Origin of the sequence: Rhodococcoides navarretei (genome assembly GCF_038069675.1) — a bacterium.
GTDB lineage: Bacteria > Actinomycetota > Actinomycetes > Mycobacteriales > Mycobacteriaceae > Rhodococcoides > Rhodococcoides navarretei.
Genome location: NZ_JBBPCN010000001.1, coordinates 1,472,712 through 1,490,530 on the forward strand (window position 1 = coordinate 1,472,712; position 17,819 = coordinate 1,490,530).

At 63.4% G+C, this 17,819-nt stretch carries 17 protein-coding genes; 9 read left to right on the forward strand and 8 right to left on the reverse strand.

Translation table 11 applies throughout. The features are described from left to right. The first annotated feature begins 126 nt into the window (after positions 1-126). Positions 127-1,191: an aldo/keto reductase gene (locus tag AABD04_RS07255; RefSeq protein WP_341440673.1), complete on the forward strand. Its 1,065-nt coding sequence runs from the start codon at positions 127-129 to the stop codon at positions 1,189-1,191. Positions 1,192-1,203: 12 nt separating this feature from the next. On the opposite strand, the gene AABD04_RS07260 is transcribed toward AABD04_RS07255, so the two are convergent. Further along, complete coding sequence (locus AABD04_RS07260; protein ID WP_341440674.1) at positions 1,204-1,821, reverse strand: TetR/AcrR family transcriptional regulator; 618 nt, start codon at positions 1,819-1,821, stop codon at positions 1,204-1,206. Positions 1,822-1,906: 85 nt separating this feature from the next. Here AABD04_RS07260 and AABD04_RS07265 point away from each other — a divergent pair, with 85 nt between their 5' ends. Next, positions 1,907-3,259, forward strand: a complete 1,353-nt coding sequence (locus tag AABD04_RS07265; RefSeq protein ID WP_341440675.1) for a cytochrome P450 — start codon at positions 1,907-1,909, stop codon at positions 3,257-3,259. A gap of 2 nt (positions 3,260-3,261) precedes the next feature. On the opposite strand, the gene AABD04_RS07270 is transcribed toward AABD04_RS07265, so the two are convergent. From AABD04_RS07270 to AABD04_RS07280, 3 genes are all read right to left on the reverse strand, one after another. After that, positions 3,262-4,125 (reverse strand): alpha/beta fold hydrolase, encoded by an 864-nt coding sequence (locus AABD04_RS07270; protein WP_243595505.1) that lies wholly within the window; start codon positions 4,123-4,125, stop codon positions 3,262-3,264. A 46-nt stretch (positions 4,126-4,171) separates the two neighbouring features. After that, the gene (locus tag AABD04_RS07275; protein WP_341440676.1) at positions 4,172-4,468 is read right to left on the reverse strand and encodes an antibiotic biosynthesis monooxygenase family protein; all 297 of its coding nucleotides are present in this window, start codon (positions 4,466-4,468) and stop codon (positions 4,172-4,174) included. Positions 4,469-4,536: 68 nt separating this feature from the next. After that, positions 4,537-5,913, reverse strand: coding sequence for an NAD-dependent succinate-semialdehyde dehydrogenase (locus AABD04_RS07280; protein ID WP_243595503.1), 1,377 nt, complete (start codon positions 5,911-5,913; stop codon positions 4,537-4,539). 239 nt (positions 5,914-6,152) lie between these two features. Between AABD04_RS07280 and AABD04_RS07285 the strand changes: the two genes are divergently transcribed. After that, a complete protein-coding gene (locus AABD04_RS07285; RefSeq protein ID WP_341440677.1) occupies positions 6,153-8,390 on the forward strand; it encodes an NADP-dependent isocitrate dehydrogenase in 2,238 nt (745 codons plus the stop codon). A gap of 162 nt (positions 8,391-8,552) precedes the next feature. On the opposite strand, the gene AABD04_RS07290 is transcribed toward AABD04_RS07285, so the two are convergent. Beyond that, entirely contained in the window at positions 8,553-9,446 is an 894-nt protein-coding gene (locus tag AABD04_RS07290) for a LysR family transcriptional regulator (protein WP_341440678.1), read from the reverse strand. An 82-nt stretch (positions 9,447-9,528) separates the two neighbouring features. Here AABD04_RS07290 and AABD04_RS07295 point away from each other — a divergent pair, with 82 nt between their 5' ends. From AABD04_RS07295 to AABD04_RS07305, 3 genes are read left to right on the forward strand one after another with little or no spacing between them, the layout of a single operon-like run. After that, positions 9,529-10,962, forward strand: coding sequence for a CitMHS family transporter (locus tag AABD04_RS07295; RefSeq protein WP_335742195.1), 1,434 nt, complete (start codon positions 9,529-9,531; stop codon positions 10,960-10,962). After that, the gene (locus tag AABD04_RS07300; protein WP_341440679.1) at positions 10,959-12,311 is read left to right on the forward strand and encodes an acyclic terpene utilization AtuA family protein; all 1,353 of its coding nucleotides are present in this window, start codon (positions 10,959-10,961) and stop codon (positions 12,309-12,311) included. Before AABD04_RS07295 ends, AABD04_RS07300 begins: the two co-directional genes overlap by 4 nt. After that, complete coding sequence (locus tag AABD04_RS07305; RefSeq protein ID WP_341440680.1) at positions 12,308-12,622, forward strand: AtuA-related protein; 315 nt, start codon at positions 12,308-12,310, stop codon at positions 12,620-12,622. The genes AABD04_RS07300 and AABD04_RS07305 overlap by 4 nt, the downstream gene beginning before the upstream one ends. Here AABD04_RS07305 and AABD04_RS07310 read toward each other — a convergent pair. Continuing rightward, positions 12,619-13,461: an adenylate/guanylate cyclase domain-containing protein gene (locus AABD04_RS07310; RefSeq protein ID WP_341440681.1), complete on the reverse strand. Its 843-nt coding sequence runs from the start codon at positions 13,459-13,461 to the stop codon at positions 12,619-12,621. The two genes, AABD04_RS07305 and AABD04_RS07310, sit on opposite strands and share 4 nt — an antisense overlap. Further along, positions 13,458-14,438 carry a GlxA family transcriptional regulator gene (locus AABD04_RS07315; protein ID WP_341442982.1) on the reverse strand — a complete coding sequence of 327 codons (981 nt, stop codon included), beginning with the start codon at positions 14,436-14,438 and terminating at the stop codon, positions 13,458-13,460. Before AABD04_RS07315 ends, AABD04_RS07310 begins: the two co-directional genes overlap by 4 nt. A 124-nt stretch (positions 14,439-14,562) precedes the next feature. On the opposite strand from AABD04_RS07315, the gene AABD04_RS07320 reads away from it, so the two are divergent. Further along, on the forward strand, positions 14,563-15,195 hold the full coding sequence (locus AABD04_RS07320) for an isochorismatase family protein (RefSeq protein WP_341440682.1): 633 nt from the start codon (positions 14,563-14,565) through the stop codon (positions 15,193-15,195). 27 nt (positions 15,196-15,222) lie between these two features. On the opposite strand, the gene AABD04_RS07325 is transcribed toward AABD04_RS07320, so the two are convergent. After that, a complete protein-coding gene (locus tag AABD04_RS07325; protein WP_341440683.1) occupies positions 15,223-16,425 on the reverse strand; it encodes a VWA domain-containing protein in 1,203 nt (400 codons plus the stop codon). Positions 16,426-16,704: 279 nt separating this feature from the next. Between AABD04_RS07325 and AABD04_RS07330 the strand changes: the two genes are divergently transcribed. After that, a complete protein-coding gene (locus tag AABD04_RS07330) occupies positions 16,705-17,130 on the forward strand; it encodes an EVE domain-containing protein (protein WP_341440684.1) in 426 nt (141 codons plus the stop codon). A gap of 24 nt (positions 17,131-17,154) precedes the next feature. Next, positions 17,155-17,811, forward strand: a complete 657-nt coding sequence (locus tag AABD04_RS07335) for a nitroreductase family protein (RefSeq protein ID WP_341440685.1) — start codon at positions 17,155-17,157, stop codon at positions 17,809-17,811. Positions 17,812-17,819: the final 8 nt, after the last annotated feature.

Here is a 17,819-nt window from a genome sequence, read left to right on the forward strand (position 1 = left end):
CCAGTCAGGTAACGGTCAGTGTACTTAGCTTGCAGGGGTGCGAGCACGCTGTTACGTTGAAAACTGATCGGTGTACTTAAGGGTCCGCAGCACCGTTCGCACGGCACCATGGATGAGGAGAAGACGATGACTTCAGGTCTCGACACCTACCGGACGCTGGGGCGTTCCGGATTGCGTGTCTCGCGGCTCGCTTTGGGCACAGCAACGTTCGGCACGGACTGGGGGTGGGGTGCCGAGCGGTCCGAGGCTCGAAAACTATTCGATGCATATGTGGACAGAGGGGGGAATTTCATCGACACTGCCCCGACCTACACCGACGGCAGTTCCGAGAAGATGCTCGGCGAGTTCACCCGTGGCAATCGGGAAGCCATCGTGCTGGCGACGAAGTACACGACGCTGCGTCGTCCCGGAGATCCCAACTCCGGTGGCAGCAATCGAAAGAATCTCATGGCCTCGGTTCAGGACAGTCTGCGCCGATTGGGTACCGACTACATCGATCTGCTGTACCTGCACGTCTGGGACGACGCGACGCCGATCGACGAGATCATGCAAGGACTCGATGATCTCGTTCGGCGCGGACACGTCCTCTACGTCGCGATTTCGACGGCCCCGGCATGGCAGGTGGCGCGTATGCAGACAGTGGCCGATCTGCGTGGCTGGGCACCGTTGGTAGCACTGCAGATCGAGTACAACCTGATCGAGCGGGGTGGCGAGCGCGATCTGATTCCCATGGCGCATCAGTTGGGTCTGGGTGTCGTCCCGTTCTCGCCGCTGGCGGGCGGCGTTCTGTCGGGGAAGTACGCCCAGGCCGACGTGGGTGGCAGCGACTCGGACGGTAGTTCCGGGACCCGACGAGACTTCAACATTGCCATGGGTTCGGTCACCGAGCGCAACCTCGCCATCGTCGACGTAGTGAGGGAAGTGGCGAGCGAATTAGGTTGTACGCCTTCGCAGATCGGTCTTGCGTGGAATCTGCGTAGTCCGCACGTCACCGCCCCGATCATCGGGGCGCGAACGCTGGAGCAGTTGGAGGAAAACCTGGGTGCACTCGAGATCGAGTTGAGCGCCGAACATGTGGCGCAGCTCGACCGAGCCAGTGCAATCGACCCCGGTTTCCCACACGCAATGCTGGCAAGCGATCACATTCGTCGGCAAACGCGTGGGGAGATGAAGTTCGACGCCCGGGTCTGACCCCCCGCCATGTCAGCGATGCGCCGTCGCGATGAACTGCCGGGTTGCGGCGTCGACGATATCCGCAGGGGTGATGTCGATTTCGTTGTTGAGCCACGCGATCACGAGTTCGGCGAGTCCGCCGATGAACAGGAGGCCGTTGATCTCCGACTGCGGTTGCGGGAAGGCCTGCTCACCGTAGAGTTCGCGCGATTGTTCGGCGACCAGGTGGGCGAACGCGCGCATGGACTTTCGTCGGTATGCCCTGAGTGAGTCGACGGCCAGTGATTCGATCATCGCGACGCGGCCCTTGCGCGGGTCCTCGGTGAGCACGCCGACGAAGGCAGCGATGGCGTTGTGTACCTGTTCTTCGACGGTGGGTGCGGGGGAGTGGAGCGCGTCCAGGGCCTTGGATCGGATCTCGTCGGATATCGAATCCACCACTCGTTCGAGCAGCTCGTCTCGGCCGGTGAAGTTTTCGTAGAAGTAGCGTTCGGTCAGCTTCGCCTCCGCGCAGATCGCGGTCATGGTCGTGTTCTGGGCACCTGCCTTCGCGAACACCTCGAGCCCGGCGTCGAGCAGGCGGGCCCGACGGTCGGCAAGGCGGTCGTCGGCGCTCATGCCGTTGTAGCGGCGCGTCGTGGAGGCCATGGGTAGATCTTGACAGAGGGAGCAAGTGTGACGCACACTACATCGAATCTGACAGGACGCTCTGTCAGATTGATGGAGGTCGACTATGGCACGTGCTCTGGCTGCTCCACCTGCTGATTCAACGCTCCAGCCGGTATACGGCGACGGCGGTGTGCCCGTCGTGGGCCACACCCTGGAGTACATCCGAGACCCTCTGAAACTGCTCGGGAGTCGATGGGAGAAGTACGGCGAGGTCTCCTGGTTGACGATGGCCGGGCAGAAGTGGATCACCGTCCTCGGCCCCGACGCATGCCAGCAGGTGCTTCAGAACGCCGACAAAGCGTTTGCGAACGGAGACGGTTGGTCTCTTCTGATCGGCCCGTTCTTTCACGGCGGATTGATGCTGCTCGACTCCGACGAGCATCTGAAGCACCGACGAATCATGCAGCAGGCCTTCACGAGGGACAGACTCACCAAATCCGTCGAGGCGTTGAACCCCGTCACGGCAACAGGATTGGTCGCCTGGCAGGGCGGACGCGACGTCCAGGTCTACCCGGCGCTCAAGGCGTTGACGCTCGAGGTCGCGACGAGCATCTTCATGGGCGGGGCCGAGGGCAGTACCGACGCCGAGATAGCCGAGCTCGATTCGAGTTTCGTGGCGTGCGTTCAGGCGGCGACGTCGATCGTGCGCTATCGAGTTCCGGGAACGCGGTGGAAGCGTGGCCTCGACGGCCGCGCCATGCTCGAGCAGTTCTTCCGGCGCTACCTACCTGCGCGGCGCGCCACCGAGACCGACGACCTGTTCTCGGTTCTGTGCCACATCGAGGGGGACGACGGCGAGCGCTTCTCGGACGACGAAGTGATCGACCACATGATCTTTCTGCTCATGGCGGCTCACGACACGTCGACGATCACGCTGTCGACGATCATGCAGTATCTCGGGCAACACCCCGAGTGGCAGGACAAGTGTCGTGCGGAATCCGAGGCCCTCGGCACCGATGCACCGACGCTCGCGCAACTCGACGAACTGCACAGCGTCGACCTGGTGATGAAGGAATGCCTGCGGCTGGTGTCACCGACTCCGGTGGTGGCGCGTCGCGCAGTGAAGGACACCGAGGTGCAGGGAAAGTTCGTTCCGGCGGGCACGTATGCGTCGGTCGCGCCGCATTTCACGCACCACATGGAGCAGTACTGGCCTAACCCCGAGAAATTCGACCCCGGCCGGTTCGCCGCCGATCGTCGCGAGGACAAGGTGCACCGCTACGCGTGGGAGCCGTTCGGCGGGGGCGTGCACAAGTGCATCGGCATGTTCTTCGCGGGCGCGGAGATCAAGACGATCATGCACCATCTGCTGTTGCGGTTCGACTGGTCGGTCGACCCCGATTACGTTGCACCGCTGAACTTCACGTCGCTGCCCTTCCCGGAGGACGGGCAGCCCGTGCACCTACGGCAGCGGTAGATCTATCCGGCGCGGTCGGTCAGCCACCCGATGATATTCGCGGTGACCTCGTCGCGGTTGGTCTCGTTGAGGATTTCGTGACGCGCTCCGGGATAGAGGGTGACGGTCACGTCGCTCATCCCGGCCTCGCGGTACCGGGCGGCGAGGGTTTCGATCAACTGTCCGCCACCGGCGAGCGGGTCGTCGGCTCCCGAGGTGATGAGCAGCGGAAGGTCGGAGCGGATCTGCTCGAGGTTGTGCGGGTCGGCCAGCTTGTCGGCCTCACCGAACAACGCGGGGACCGTCGACTCCGGGAGGTCGAAACCGCACAGCGGGTCGGCGACGTAGGCGTCCACTTCGGCCTCGTCGCGGGTGAGCCACTCGTATCCGGTGCGGTGCTCGAAGGCGGCGTTGAACACGCTCAGGTCGCCGGCAGGGGCGTCGGCCATTCCGGCGGCGAGGATGTTCAGCGTGGTCGAGCCCGACAGCACCACTCCCTCGTACAGATCCGATCGCTCGATCAGAACATGCTGCGCGGCAAACGAACCCATCGAGTGCGCGAACAGGAACAGCGGCAGGTCCGGGTAGTCGTTCAGCAACGATTCGCCCAACTGCTCGATGTCGGCCCACAGCCCAGCGAACGCTGCCGCACCGAAGTCACCGGGGGTGTCGACGATCGACTGGCCGTGGCCACGATGATCGGACGCGACGACGTGAAATCCGGCGTCGTTCAGCGCGGCGGCGAAGCGGGCGTAGCGGCTGCCGTGCTCGGCGAGTCCGTGCGCGATCTGCACGACGCCGCGGGCCGGGTCGGCCGAGGTCGCCCAGGTGTAGGTACTGATCTCGGTGTCGTCCTGCTTGGATACGAACGACGAAGCGTTGGCCACGGTTAACTCCTCGAGACGGCGATGGGACGAAACTCGAACCTATCGGCTAGGCCCGCAGTACCGGGTCGAAATGCTCGACGACGGGGAACGGGTCGTAGAAGTGATGCAGGAGCGTCTTCCATTCCTGATATTCCTCGGACTGTCGAAAGCCCTCGGTGTGGTCTTCGAGGCGCTCCCACTCCACCAGCAAGAGATAGACATCGGGCTGTTCGACGCCGCGCGAGAGGGTCAAGTTCACGAACCCCGGCATCGAGGAGATGATCGACTTCGCGTCGGAGAAGGCGACCTCGAATTCGTCGGTTCGGTCGGGAATGACATGCAGCAGGGCGTGTTCGACGATCATCGGGACAGTATGACCGCGGCACGACAAAGCTCCCCGGACAACTGCCCGGGGAGCATCGTCAGCTGAGCCTACTTAGCGGAGACTCGCACCAGCTTCTTGTTCACGAACTCGTCCATGCCCCACGGTCCCAGTTCGCGGCCGACGCCGGAGCGCTTGACGCCGCCGAACGGGAGGCCGGGGAGGGTGGTGCCGTGCTCGTTGACGAAGGCCATGCCGACCTCGAGCTGCTCGGCCACATCGCGGGCCTTGTCCAGGTCGGTGCTCCACACCGATCCGCTCAGACCGTATGCCGAGGAGTTCGCCAATTCGATTGCCTGCTGCGGGCTTTCGACCTTGTAGATCACACCGGCCGGTCCGAACAGCTCTTCGCTGTACGCCCGCATGTCCGGGGTGACGTCGGTCAGCAGCGTCGGCTGCACGAATGCACCCGGCCCGTCGATCTTCTTGCCACCGGTCAGCAGTGTCGCGCCCTTGGCGACGGCGTCGTCGATCTGCTCGATCAACGTGTCGGCGGCGGTCTGCGACGACAGCGGCCCGAGGGTGGTGTTCGCGTCCAACGGGTCCCCGGTCTGCACGGCCTCGAACGACGCGACGAGCTTGGTGACGAAGTCGTCGTAGATGTCTTCGGCGACGAGGATGCGCTTGGCGGCGTTGCAGGCCTGGCCGGCGTTGGACAGTCGTGCGCGAGTCGCGGATTCGACGGTGGCATCCATGTCGTCGGAGTCGAGCAGGATGAACACGTCCGACCCGCCGAGTTCGAGGACGACCTTCTTGAGGTTGCGTCCTGCGGTTTCGGCGACGGAGGTTCCGGCTCGCTCGCTACCGGTGAGCGAGACGCCCTGCACGCGGGGGTCGGCGATCATGTCGGCGATCTGTTCGTTGGTCGCGAAGATGTTGATGTACGCGTCCTGGGGGAGTCCGGCCTGCTGGAAGATCTCCTCCATCAGCAACGCCGATTGCGGGCAGTTCGGTGCGTGCTTGAGCAGAATCGTGTTGCCCACCATCAGGTTCGGACCGGCGAACCGGGCAACCTGGTAGTACGGGAAATTCCACGGCATGACGCCGACCAGTGCGCCGACCGGCTTGCGCTGCAGCACAGAGTCTTCCGCGCCGGGCACGTCGAGCTTCTCGTCCTCGAGCAGCGTCGGGCCGTTGTCTGCGTAGTACCGGTAGATGCTCGACGACAGCTCCACCTCGCCCTGGGACTCGGTCAGCGGCTTGCCCATCTCGAGCGAGATGGTTCGAGCCAGTTCGTCGGAACGCTCGGTGTAGAGGTCAGCGACCTTGTGCAGGATTTCCGCGCGGTGCTTCGGTGAGGTCTTGCGCCACGTCTGGAATCCGGCGTGTGCGTCGGCGAGTGCGCGCTCGACGCCGGCCGTGTCGAGAGTTTCGAATTCCTTGACGGTTGTGCCGTCGGCTGGATTGACAGTCTTGTAGGTCGTCATACCCGGTTCAACGGTCGCAGAGGGTGCCATTGTTCCTATTCGGGCAAATCGGAGGCTCCGACGGTGGTCAGGGCCGGATCGAGGAGGGTTGCGAAATCCTTTGAGCGCCCTACCGGTCGGTAACTTGGAACCGCTGGTGGAGTGATACCCCACTGCCCCCCACATTCGCGGGATCGAAGATTAAAGTTGACCACGAACGCATCCAAAAGACGACGTTGAAACTGAGGCAAAGGCGAAACATGACAGCGAAGAAGCCGACCATCATCTATACCTTGACCGACGAGGCGCCCATGCTGGCGACTCACGCGTTTCTGCCGGTCATACGTTCTTTCGCCAGCGCGGCCGAGATCAACGTCGAGTCGAGTGACATCTCCGTTGCCAACCGCATCCTCGCCGAGTTCCCCGACTACCTCAACGAAGACCAGCGAGTGACCGACAACCTCGCCGAGCTGGGCAAGCTGACGCAGTTGCCCGAGACCAACATCATCAAGCTGCCGAACATCAGCGCCTCGGTGCCGCAGTTGCTCGCCGCCGTCAAGGAACTGCAGGACAAGGGCTACGCGATCCCGGACTTCCCCGGCAACCCGAAGACCGACGAAGAGCGCGAGATCCGCGACCGTTACACCAAGTGCCTCGGCAGCGCCGTCAACCCTGTTCTGCGCGAAGGTAACTCGGATCGCCGTGCGCCGAAGGCCGTCAAGGAATTCGCGCGCAAGCACCCGCACTCCATGACCGAGTGGTCGATGGCGTCGCGCACCCACGTCGCACACATGCGCGAGGGCGATTTCTACCACGGTGAGAAGTCGACCGTTGTCGACGGTGACCGTGAGGTCAAGATGGAGCTGCTGCCCGCCGACGGCGAGCCGATCGTGCTCAAGGAGAAGGTCTCGCTCACCGATGGTGACGTCATCGACTCGATGTTCATGAGCAAGAAGGCGCTTCTGGATTTTTACGAGGAGCAGATGCAGGACGCCTACGAGACCGGCGTCATGCTGTCGCTGCACGTCAAGGCGACGATGATGCGGGTATCGCACCCGATCGTCTTCGGCCATGCCGTCCGCGTGTTCTACAAGGACGCGTTCGCCAAGCACAACGAGATCTTCGAAGAGCTCGGCGTCAACGTCAACAACGGCCTGTCGGATCTGTACACCAAGATCGAGACGCTGCCGGCATCCAAGCGCGACGAGATCATCGAAGACCTGCACAAGTGTCACGAGACCCGTCCGGAGCTCGCGATGGTCGACTCCGCTCGCGGCATCTCGAACTTCCACTCGCCCAGCGATGTCATCGTCGACGCATCGATGCCCGCGATGATTCGCGCCGGCGGCAAGATGTGGGGAGCGGACGGTCGCCCCAAGGACACCAAGGCCGTCAACCCCGAGTCGACCTTCTCCCGGATTTACCAGGAGATGGTGAACTTCTGCAAGACCAACGGCCAGTTCGATCCGACGACGATGGGCACCGTTCCCAACGTCGGCCTGATGGCGCAGAAGGCCGAGGAGTACGGCTCGCACGACAAGACCTTCGAGGCTCCGAAGGCCGGCGTCGCGAACATCACCGACATCGCCACCGGCGAGGTCCTGCTCACGCAGACCGTCGAAGAGGGCGACATCTGGCGCCTGTGCATCGTCAAGGACGCTCCGATCCAGGACTGGGTTGCGCTCGCCGTGCGCCGCGCTCGCGAGTCCGGAATGCCGGTCGTCTTCTGGCTCGACCCGTACCGCCCGCACGAGAACGAGCTCATCGGCAAGGTGCGCACGTACCTGAAGGATCACGACACCGAGGGCCTCGACATTCAGATCATGTCGCAGGTGCGCGCGATTCGGTACACGATGGAGCGTCTGGTCCGCGGACTCGACACCATCTCCGCGACGGGCAACATCCTGCGCGACTACCTCACCGACCTGTTCCCGATCCTCGAACTCGGCACCAGTGCCAAGATGCTCTCCATCGTTCCTCTGATGGCGGGCGGTGGACTGTACGAGACGGGTGCAGGCGGCTCGGCTCCCAAGCACGTCAAGCAGCTCATCGAGGAGAACCACCTGCGCTGGGATTCGCTCGGTGAGTTCCTGGCTCTGGCCGTGAGCCTCGAAGATCTGGGCATCAAGACCGGCGACGTCAAGGCGACCATCCTCGCCAAGGCACTCGACTCCGCCACCGGCAAGCTGCTCGAGAACAGCAAGGGCCCGTCGCGCTCGACCGGCGAACTCGACAACCGTGGCAGCCAGTTCTACCTCGCGCTGTACTGGGCGCAGGAACTCGCCGAGCAGACCGAGGACGCCGAACTGGCCAAGCACTTCGGAGCACTGGCAAAGACGTTGGCAGACAACGAAGAGAAGATCGTCGCCGAGCTCAACGAGGTCCAGGGGACTGCAGTCGACATCGGCGGCTACTACTACCCCGACCCCGAAGCCACCGCCGCAGTGATGCGTCCGTCCAAGACCTTCAACGAGGCTCTGGAGTCGGCGAAGCAGTAGTTCTTTCTGCCCAACCCCCATCGAATGAATGGTCCATTCACGCGCTCAGACGTTGTGAATGGGCCATTCATTCGTATTGGGGTGCAACAATATTCGGGTCCACCGCCCACCCCGTCCGGATCAATGTGACTTTCACGCGCTCAGACGTATTGAATGGACCATTCATTCGTTACGGGGCGGCACCAAAATGTCCAGAAACGCCGAACAACTGGCGCTCTGGCGTCGCCCCGGCAATTGCACGACCGAAATGGTGCGATGAATGGTCGGCTCGATCGGCAGGTAGACAAGGCTCGCGAACGACATCATCGGCACCACCAGTTCCGGGATCACGGTGATGCCGAGTCCCGCCGCGGTCAGGCCCGCCACGGCAGCTACGTTGTGTGCCTGAACCGACGGTCCGACGTCGACTCCCGCGTTCTCCAGAGCCAGTCGTACATGCGACGCGATGCTGGATTCGGGGCCGAAGGCGATGAACGGCTCGTCGGCGAGGTCGGTCCAACTCAGGCTCTTGCGCTGCGCCAGAGCGTGATTCGACGGTAGCGCGCAGACGAACGCATCGGCGCTGACCGTCGTACGCACCAGGTCGTTCGCTCGACCCGAGGCTGCCACCACTGCGAAATCCACGGAGCCGTCGCGGACCGACGCGACCACGTCGTCGCGCAGGCCGTCCTTGATGTGCACCGAAACGTCGGGATGACTGTTGCGAAAGTCCACGATGTACGGCGGGAGGAACGTCGCCGCGATCGACGGCAAGCACGCGATGGTGACGGTTCCTCGGTCGCCCGAGACGAAGCGTCCGATCTGCTGCAGGCCGTCATCGAACTCGAGCAATACCCGACGGGCATAGGCCGTCACCTCGTGTCCATCGCCGGTGAGGTCGACGCTGCGGGTGGTGCGGACGAACAGTCGCACGCCCAGGCGGCGCTCTGCCTCGGCGACCGTGCGGCTCAGGTTCGGCTGGGATACCCCGAGGGACGCCGCCGCCGAGGTGAAGCTCGCGAGATCGGCCAGCGCCACGATGGCCCGTAGGTGCGCGATACCGATATTGATGCTCACAGCGAATGAATGTATACCCAACTGATGTTGGACTGCGTAAGTGATCTGCACAACACTCGTCGTATTCGATGAAGGAGATCACATGTTGTCACTGCTCGGCTTCGGGACGATTGCCATCATCCTGCTGCTGTTGTTCACCCAGCGCGTCGCGGCCATCGTCGCGCTTGCAGGTGTCCCGCTCGCTGCGGCGTTCCTGGCCGGCAACTCTCCATCCGAGGTGGCAGGGTTCGTCAAAGAGGGACTCGGCGGGGTCGTCGGCGTCGCCGCGATGTTCCTGTTCGCAATCGTCTTCTTCGGGATCATGCGCGACGCGGGTCTGTTCGATCCGATCATCGCCCGCATCGTGCGCTGGGCAGGTAGTGCCCCGCCGACCGTGGCAGTCGCGACCACTGCCCTCGCCGTGGTGGCTCACCTCGACGGTGCCGGCGCAACCACGTTCTTGATCGCCGTCCCCGCCATGCTGCCGATCTACGAACGCCTCGGTATGAGCCGGCTCGTCCTGGCGACCTGCGTCGGTCTCGGCGCCGGAGTGATGAACATGGTCCCCTGGGGTGGTCCGACGGCTCGCGCTGCAGCAACACTGGGCGTCGACGCCAACGAGCTGTGGGTGCCGCTGATTCCCGCGCAGATCGCCGGGGTCGTGTTCGCACTGGGCGTCGCCTACTATCTGGGTCGGCGTGAGCGGACCCGGTTGGCCAAGGTAGCCGCGGGCGATGCGTCGGCCGTCGTGGAGGAGTCGACGGCGCGAGTCGCCGAACGCATGTCCGTGGGATCCGGGGATACCGGATCATCAGTCGATGACGCGAACGAGGAGCCCGGCAGCCCGTCGACCGGCGGGAACGATGCGGACGGTCCGGCAACCGCGTCGAGTGACCGAGCACTGCTGCGGCCGAAGTTGTTCTGGGTCAACGCCTTCCTGGTAATCGCGACGTTGGCTGCGTTGATCGCCGCCATCGCCCCGCCGGAGACGTGCTTCATCATCGCCACTATCGTGGCGCTCCTCGTCAACTACCGCGGAATGAAGGCCCAGTCGGCCCGCATCGAGGCCCACGCTGTCGGCGCGATGCTCATGGTCGGTACGTTGCTCGCGGCCGGTGTACTACTCGGTGTGCTCGACGGCAGCGGCATGATCGAATCGATGGCGGTCAGCGCGGCGAATGCCATTCCGGACGCTATGGCACCTGCCTTACCGCTCATCGTCGGCGTGTTCGCCGTCCCGATGAGCCTGATCTTCGGGCCGGACGCCTACTACTTCGGTGTGCTGCCGGTCCTCATCGAGGTCGGCGACCAATTCGGCGTCAGCGCAATCGATCTGGCGCAGGCCTCGATCATCGGTGAGGAAACCGTCGGATTCCCCATCAGCCCGATGACCGGCGCGTTCTACCTTCTGGTGGGTCTCGCGAAAGTCGACATCGGTAAGCACATTCGCCACACGCTGGGGTGGGCGTGGCTGATCAGTCTCGGCATGCTCGGCGTTGCCATGGCCACCGGCGCGATCCCGCTGTGGTCGTCATGAGTCGCGACGGAACGATCCGGCTCGGGGCCGGCGCAGGGTTTGCCGGCGACCGCATCGACCCGGCACGGATCTTGGCCGAGCGCGGCGAGCTCGACTATTTGATCTTCGAGTGTCTCGGGGAGCGGACGGTTGCGACCGGGCAGGCACGAAAGCTGCTCGATCCCGCTGCGGGCTACGACCCACTGTTGGCCGCGCGGATGCGGGCAGTGCTGGGCGCGACCACGGAGCAGGGCATCACCGTCGTGACGAACTCGGGAGCGGCGAATCCTGTTGCGGCAGCGGCCGTTGCTGCTCGTGTTGCCGAGCAGGTGTGCTCGCGCTCGGTGCGCATCGCTGCCGTCACCGGCGACGATGTGCTCGACGCAGTGCGCCGGATCGACCCGATGGTGTGGGAGACCGGCCGGCCGCTGTCGGAGCATTCCGAGGAACTGGTGTCGGCGAACGCCTATATCGGTGCCGATGCGGTTCTGCCCGCACTCGATGTCGGTGCCGACGTGATCGTCACCGGCCGTCTTGCCGATCCAGCGCTGTATCTTGCGCCGCTGATGCACGAGTTCGGTTGGGCCGGACAGGACTGGGAGACGCTCGGTGCAGGGACGGCCGTCGGACATCTTCTCGAATGCGCGGGCCAACTGACCGGTGGCTACTTCGCCGATCCGATCACCAAGCCGGTGCCGGGTCTGGCACATCTGGGATTTCCGTTCGGTGACGTACGTGCCGATGGCACAGCCGAATTCGGCAAAGTCGACGGTACCGGCGGGGAATTGACGCGGCGAACGTGCGCCGAGCAGTTGCTCTACGAGGTAGGCGATCCAGCCCGGTACTTGACGCCGGACGTGACGGCCGATTTCACCGGAGTCGCGTTCGAGACCGTCGGACCCGATCGGGTAGCGGTGTCCGGGGCGACGGGCAGTACACGGCCAGAGGAGCTGAAGGTGACCCTCGGTTTTCGCGGCGGTTGGCTCGGCGAAGGTCAGATCAGCTACGCCGGGCCACGCGCACTGCAACGCGCCGAGCTCGCCGGAGAGATTGTGCAGCAACGACTGTGGGAGGTGCACGGTATTCCGGCCGAGAATGTCGGCGTCGAGTACATCGGTGCGGGTGCGGCGTTCCGCGGACTTGCTGCCCCAACCGATGTCCCCGAAGTGCGGCTGCGCGTGACCGGGAAGGTGCCCGACGCGGAGACCGCGGCACTCGTGGGGTGGGAAGTCGAGAGCCTCTACACCAACGGTCCTGCCGGCGGAGGTGGCGCACGCAGCAGCAGCGCCGAGGTGCTCGCGATCAGATCGTGTCTGATTCCACGTGCACAGGTGACGACCGATGTACACACCACGGAGGTGACGGTATGAGGACTGTCGACGATCTCGCCGACGTGCGAACCGGGGACAAGGGCGACACCCTCATTCTCGCTGTCTTTCCGCGCTCAGAGGAGTACTACGAGTTATTGACCCGTGAACTGACTGTCGATGCCGTTGCCACGCATTTCGCGCCGCTGGTCACCGGGGACGTACACCGCACTGACATGCCCCTGGTCTGTGGGTTGGTGTTCGAGCTACCCGGCGTGCTCGGTGGGGGAGTGACCGGAAGCCCGGTGCTCGACGGACACGGCAAATGCCTGAGCTACCACCTGTTGAGTATGGCTGTGGGTGAGCAGATCTAGTCGAGTTGCTTGACGTCGGTGTCGGTCAGCACCGGTTGCACCGGCAGCACAATCGGATACAACTGAAAGGTTCCGCTCATTCCTTTGAGTTCGACGTCGCGGGGCGTACCGAGAGTCAGATCATGCGCCGCACCGATGGCCTTGCGCACCGGTTCGCTGATCAGAATTTCGCCGCCGTCGGCCTGTCCCGCGACTCGTGCTGCCATGGCCACGTTGAGGCCGAACAGGTCGTCACCGCGTCGTACGGAACTGCCGACGTGGATACCCATCCGGACGCGGATACGGTCCCATCGATCCGGGTTCTTCATCAGTGCTTCTTGCACTTCCACCCCGCAACGCACGGCCTGGCACGGGTCGGAGAAAGCAATCATGTAGCCGTCGCCCTGGCTTTTCACCACGTGCCCGCCGTGGGCGTCGACGTGCTTGTTGATGAGCTTGTTGTGCTTTTCGAGCAGTTTCACCCAACCGCGGTCGCCCAACTCCTCGTTGCGTGCGGTGGATCCTTCGATGTCGGAGAACATCACCACGATGTCGCCGTCGGCCGTCATGCGTGCCAGGTCGGGGCGTTCGACTTTGGCCCAGCCCGCGAGGTCTTCGACGGAGTTGCGGACCGTGGCACCGAATCCCTTGTTGATGAGTAAGTCCGTGGTGTGGAAGGCAGTCCTGATCGCGAAGGGCACCAGGCCGCGTCGCTTACGGCGTTGCTGCGATTCGAGAGCGCGGTCCAGTGCCCGGCGCGTGTGCGTCAACTTTCGACGCGAGACGATCAAGACCACACCGAGCGCGATGATGGCAGCGAGCTCTACTCCGGCAACTATCCACAGGATCACGTCGCTCATCCTTGCCTGTCGACCGCATCTGTGGGCGCACATCCGACGGCGAATTGCCGTCGATAGGCCGTCGGTGTCACTGCGAATGCCGAGCGAAAGTTCTGACGTAGTGTCACAGCGCTGCCGAATCCGCACAGGGCAGCGATGTTCTCGATACTGCGATCGGTCGTTTCGAGCAGGCTCCGAGCTTCCTCCAGGCGTTTGTCCAAGACCCAGCGAGCCGGGGTGGATCCTGTCTCGAGCTGAAACTGACGGATGAAGCTGCGTCGGCTCATGCGCGCATGGTCGGCCAGTCGCTCGATGGGCAACGGCTCGTCCAGACGCTCGAGCGTCCAGCTCAGCACGTCGGCGATCGCGGTATCTCCCGATGCCTCGATGACCGGACGCTCTATGTACTGCGCCTGCCCGCCGTCGCGATGGGGCGCGACCACCAGACTCCGCGCCACCCGCGTCGCGGCCGCCGAACCGAGGTGCTTGCGCACGATGTGCAGGCAGGAATCGATCGACGACGCGGTGCCCGCGGAGGTCATCACGTCGCCGTGGTCGATGTAGAGCACCGACTCGTCGACGCCCGCGTGTGCATTTCGCTCCCGCAGCTCGGCCATCTTGGTCCAGTGCGTGACGGCCGGACGGCCGGCGAGCAACCCGGTATCGACTACAGCGAACGAACCGAGGCACAGACCTGCGATCTCTGCCCCTCGTTCGTGTGCTCCTCGCAGTGAGTTCGAGAAGTCAGTGCTTATGCGAGGCAACGACTCCGGCCACGATGTCACGATCACGATATCGGCCCAGGCGACGGTATCGGGCCCTGCGATCTCGCCGACCGGAAATCCCTCCTCGGTGCGGATCGAACCGGCTTCGTCGGACCACACTCGCGTCTCCCAATCCGGGGCGAGTCCGAGCCGGGTCACCTCGCCGAACACCATCAACGGCGCGGCGAGGTGGAACATCGTGATGCCATCGAACGCGTAGAGCGCGATGCGCATGCCGACTCCGATCTCAACCACTGGCGCAAATCCATCGAAAGTATGCATCCGTGCCACTCGTGAATGCAAGAGCAGCACCGCAGGATGAAGTGCGACCGAACAACGCCAGTCGAAGGAGAACGCCATGACCGCACCGCGTAGAGCCCTCATCGTCATCGATGTCCAGCAGGAATACTTCGAGGGAGTGCTGAAGATTCAGTACCCGCCCCGTGACGAATCGCTGGCCAACATCGTCCGCACGATCGAAGCTGCCGCGGCGCAGGATCTTCCCGTCGCGATCGTGCAGCACGAAATGCCCGAAGGTGCGCCCGCTTTCGTCAAAGGCACTCCGACATACGAACTGCACCCGGACATTCAAGCCGTCGTGCAGCCGTCTTTCGAGCGGGTCGAGAAGAAGTACAGCAGCGTGTTCGCCGGGACCGGAGTCGCGAAGTGGCTGCAGAGCAACAACATCGACACCGTCACGATCGTCGGCTACATGACCAACAACTGCGACCTCGCTTCCAGCGCCGACGCCGAGGCGCTGGACCTGACCGTCGAGATCCTGTCCGACGCCACCGGTGCAATCAACCTCTCGAACGAGGCCGGCACCGTCTCTGCCGAACAGTTGCACAAGGCGCTGATGGTGCTCTACCAGTCGAACTTCGCGGCGGTAGCGACGACGGATCAGTGGATCGACGCGGTCAAGAACGGAAACGGGCTCACTGCAAACAATCTGGTGGTCTCGGCATCCCAGGGCAACGACGCGGTGGGCTGAGTTTCATCAGAGTCTTGGTTCGCGTCGTCAGTCGATTATCTTCGCCGCCCGAGCTGCACGTACCCAATCCGGGAATTCGCTGAGGATTCGTTCGTACAGCTCGGCGTCGGAGACTTTGTCGATGTCGTCGAGCGCGAAGAACCCGGCGTTGTCGATGAGCCGACCCTCCATGGTGTCCAGCTTTTCCAGAACGCCGTAGTTCGCTTTGCCGACACCGATGAACTGCCAGAAGATGGGCGCGCTCGATGCCGTCCGCATGAAGCTCGCGATCGGCCCACGCTTGGTGAAGCCACCGTCGGTGAAGAACAGCACCAACGTGGGCTGACGCGAGGCGACCGTGGACAGGATCTGATCCATGATGGGCAGTTCGTCGTTGGTGCCACCGATCGACGCGTAATCGATGCCGCCGTGGTGGCCGTACAGGTGGAGGTAGGTGTCGGCCCAGGAATCGGTGTCCGCGACGGTGATGACCGGCAGCTGCGCGTACCACGAGCCATAAAGGTAGGGCTCGAGTTCGCCGTCGTCGTCGAGTTGGGTCGCCACCGGAACCATGCGTTCGACGACTCTGTGCACCACGCGCGTCGAATACTGCCTGCTCATGCTGCCGGTCTTGTCGATGACAAGAATGATGCGAGCCCGCAGTCCCACAGCGTCTTTCGTCAGCAACACCTTGTGCACATGTTTCTTACGAAGATCGAGCTTCTCGCGTTTGACCAATGAGAGCTTTTCCTCGCCCGCCACAGAACGCACTGTCGGGGTCTCGGTGTCGTCGACGTCGACTCCGTGTTCGCGCACGAGATCGGCGAATCCCGCGTCCCAGCCGGCACTCACGTTGCGCACTTTCCAGTCGCCGCCGCGGCGGTAGATTTCGATCAGAACTGCCGCAGTTTCTGTTGTCAAACCCGTTGCTGGACTGACTATATTGCTGGATTTTACGGTCAGTCCAACACGAGCCGACAGTGCGCTGTCCGATGCGATCGCGACGACGATGGCGTCGACGTCGGCAGGTACGAGTCGCAGGTCGATGCTCAACGACTGAGTCGAAGACAATCGGACCGCGCCTTCAGGCGACGATGGTTGGTTGAAGAACACGAAGTCGTCGTCGTTGCGTACTTTTCGACTCGTGTTCACTTGAAACGCAAGTAGGTCGACACCCTTGGCATCGTCGACGGTGACCTCGAACGCTCGTGCCTCGATCGGGGCATTTCCGCCTCGTGTCAGGGTCGTCATGGTGTCCTTTCGCTGTCGCTGGAACACATGAAGTCAGCGTAGTTGCGACACGAATTGGTGTACGAGCTTCGCAACTAAGTTGCCCGTGACGGTCGCCGTGAATCAGAAGACGCAGACGTTCCGAGTAGGTGCAAGAGGCACCTCCTGCCAGGTATCTGATCGGTGTAGCTGGCCAGCGGCTGCTCAGAGATCCCGACGTGCTGCCGTCCGTACCAGATGGGTTGGCAATCGTCCCTACAGGTGCAGAGCAATGATGCGGTTGCCCAGTTCGTCATTACGATGACGGTTGTGACGGCGCGGGCGATAACGGACCAGGCGCTCGGTGCCTGGGTGATCAAGTGCAATCCGCACAAGACCGATCTCGCGCCGATGGTCGAAGCCGGACGCGCACACGAGCACTGGTGCGTTGCCGACAATTACCGAACGCGTCTGATGGCACCCGGGCAACCCGTGCTGTTCTGGGTCAGTAGCCATCCCCGACGCGGAATCTGGGGTGTGGGTCGGCTGACCGGTACCCCGGTCCCCGGCCCGCAGTGGAAGGTCTCGACGAATATCGCGCTGTTCGACGAGCCGATCCTCGCGTCGGACATTCAGTCCATCGAGGAACTGTCGATGCTCGAGGTGTTCCGATCGCCGCAGCAATCGAATCCGTCCTGGGTCGACGCGTCCGCGTGGGCACTGATCCGACCGTTGCTGCCGGTCTGACTGCCGGTGGTGCATGATCGAGGGGTGACTTCCTTCCCGATCATCGACCTCACTCCCGACGAGCTGCTGACCACGACGCGCACCGTCCGTAAGCGTCTGGACCTGACGCGGCCGGTGCCCATGGAGCTGATCAAGGAGTGTCTCGAGATCGCTCTACAGGCACCGTCCGGGTCCAACAAGCAGGGGTGGCAGTGGATCGTCGTCACCGATCCCGATCTTCGCGCTCGCATCGGGGCGATCTACGGCGAATTGTTCACCGCGTATCAGGCATCGAAGCATTCCGCGTCGGCGCTGTTCGCCGACGATCCGGAACGCGCATCGGTGCAGAAGCGCGTCGGAGACAGTGCCGGATGGCTCGGCGAGCACATGGGTGAGGTGCCGGTCCTGCTGATTCCGTGCATCCGGGCCGGTAAGACGCTCCCGGCAGGAAATCAGGCGGGCTTGTGGGGCTCACTATTGCCGGCGGTGTGGAACTACGCCCTGGCTGCGCGGGCGCGCGGTCTCGGAACGGCCTGGACGACAATCCATCTCGCGAAAGAAGCCGAGATCTCCGAACTGCTCGGCATCCCCGAGGATTTCCATCAGGGTGCGCTGATTCCGACGGCGTACTACACCGGCGAGACCTTCAAGGTTGCTCCGCGGGATCCGATCGAGACGGTGCTGCACCTCGATCGCTGGTGACGCGCGGT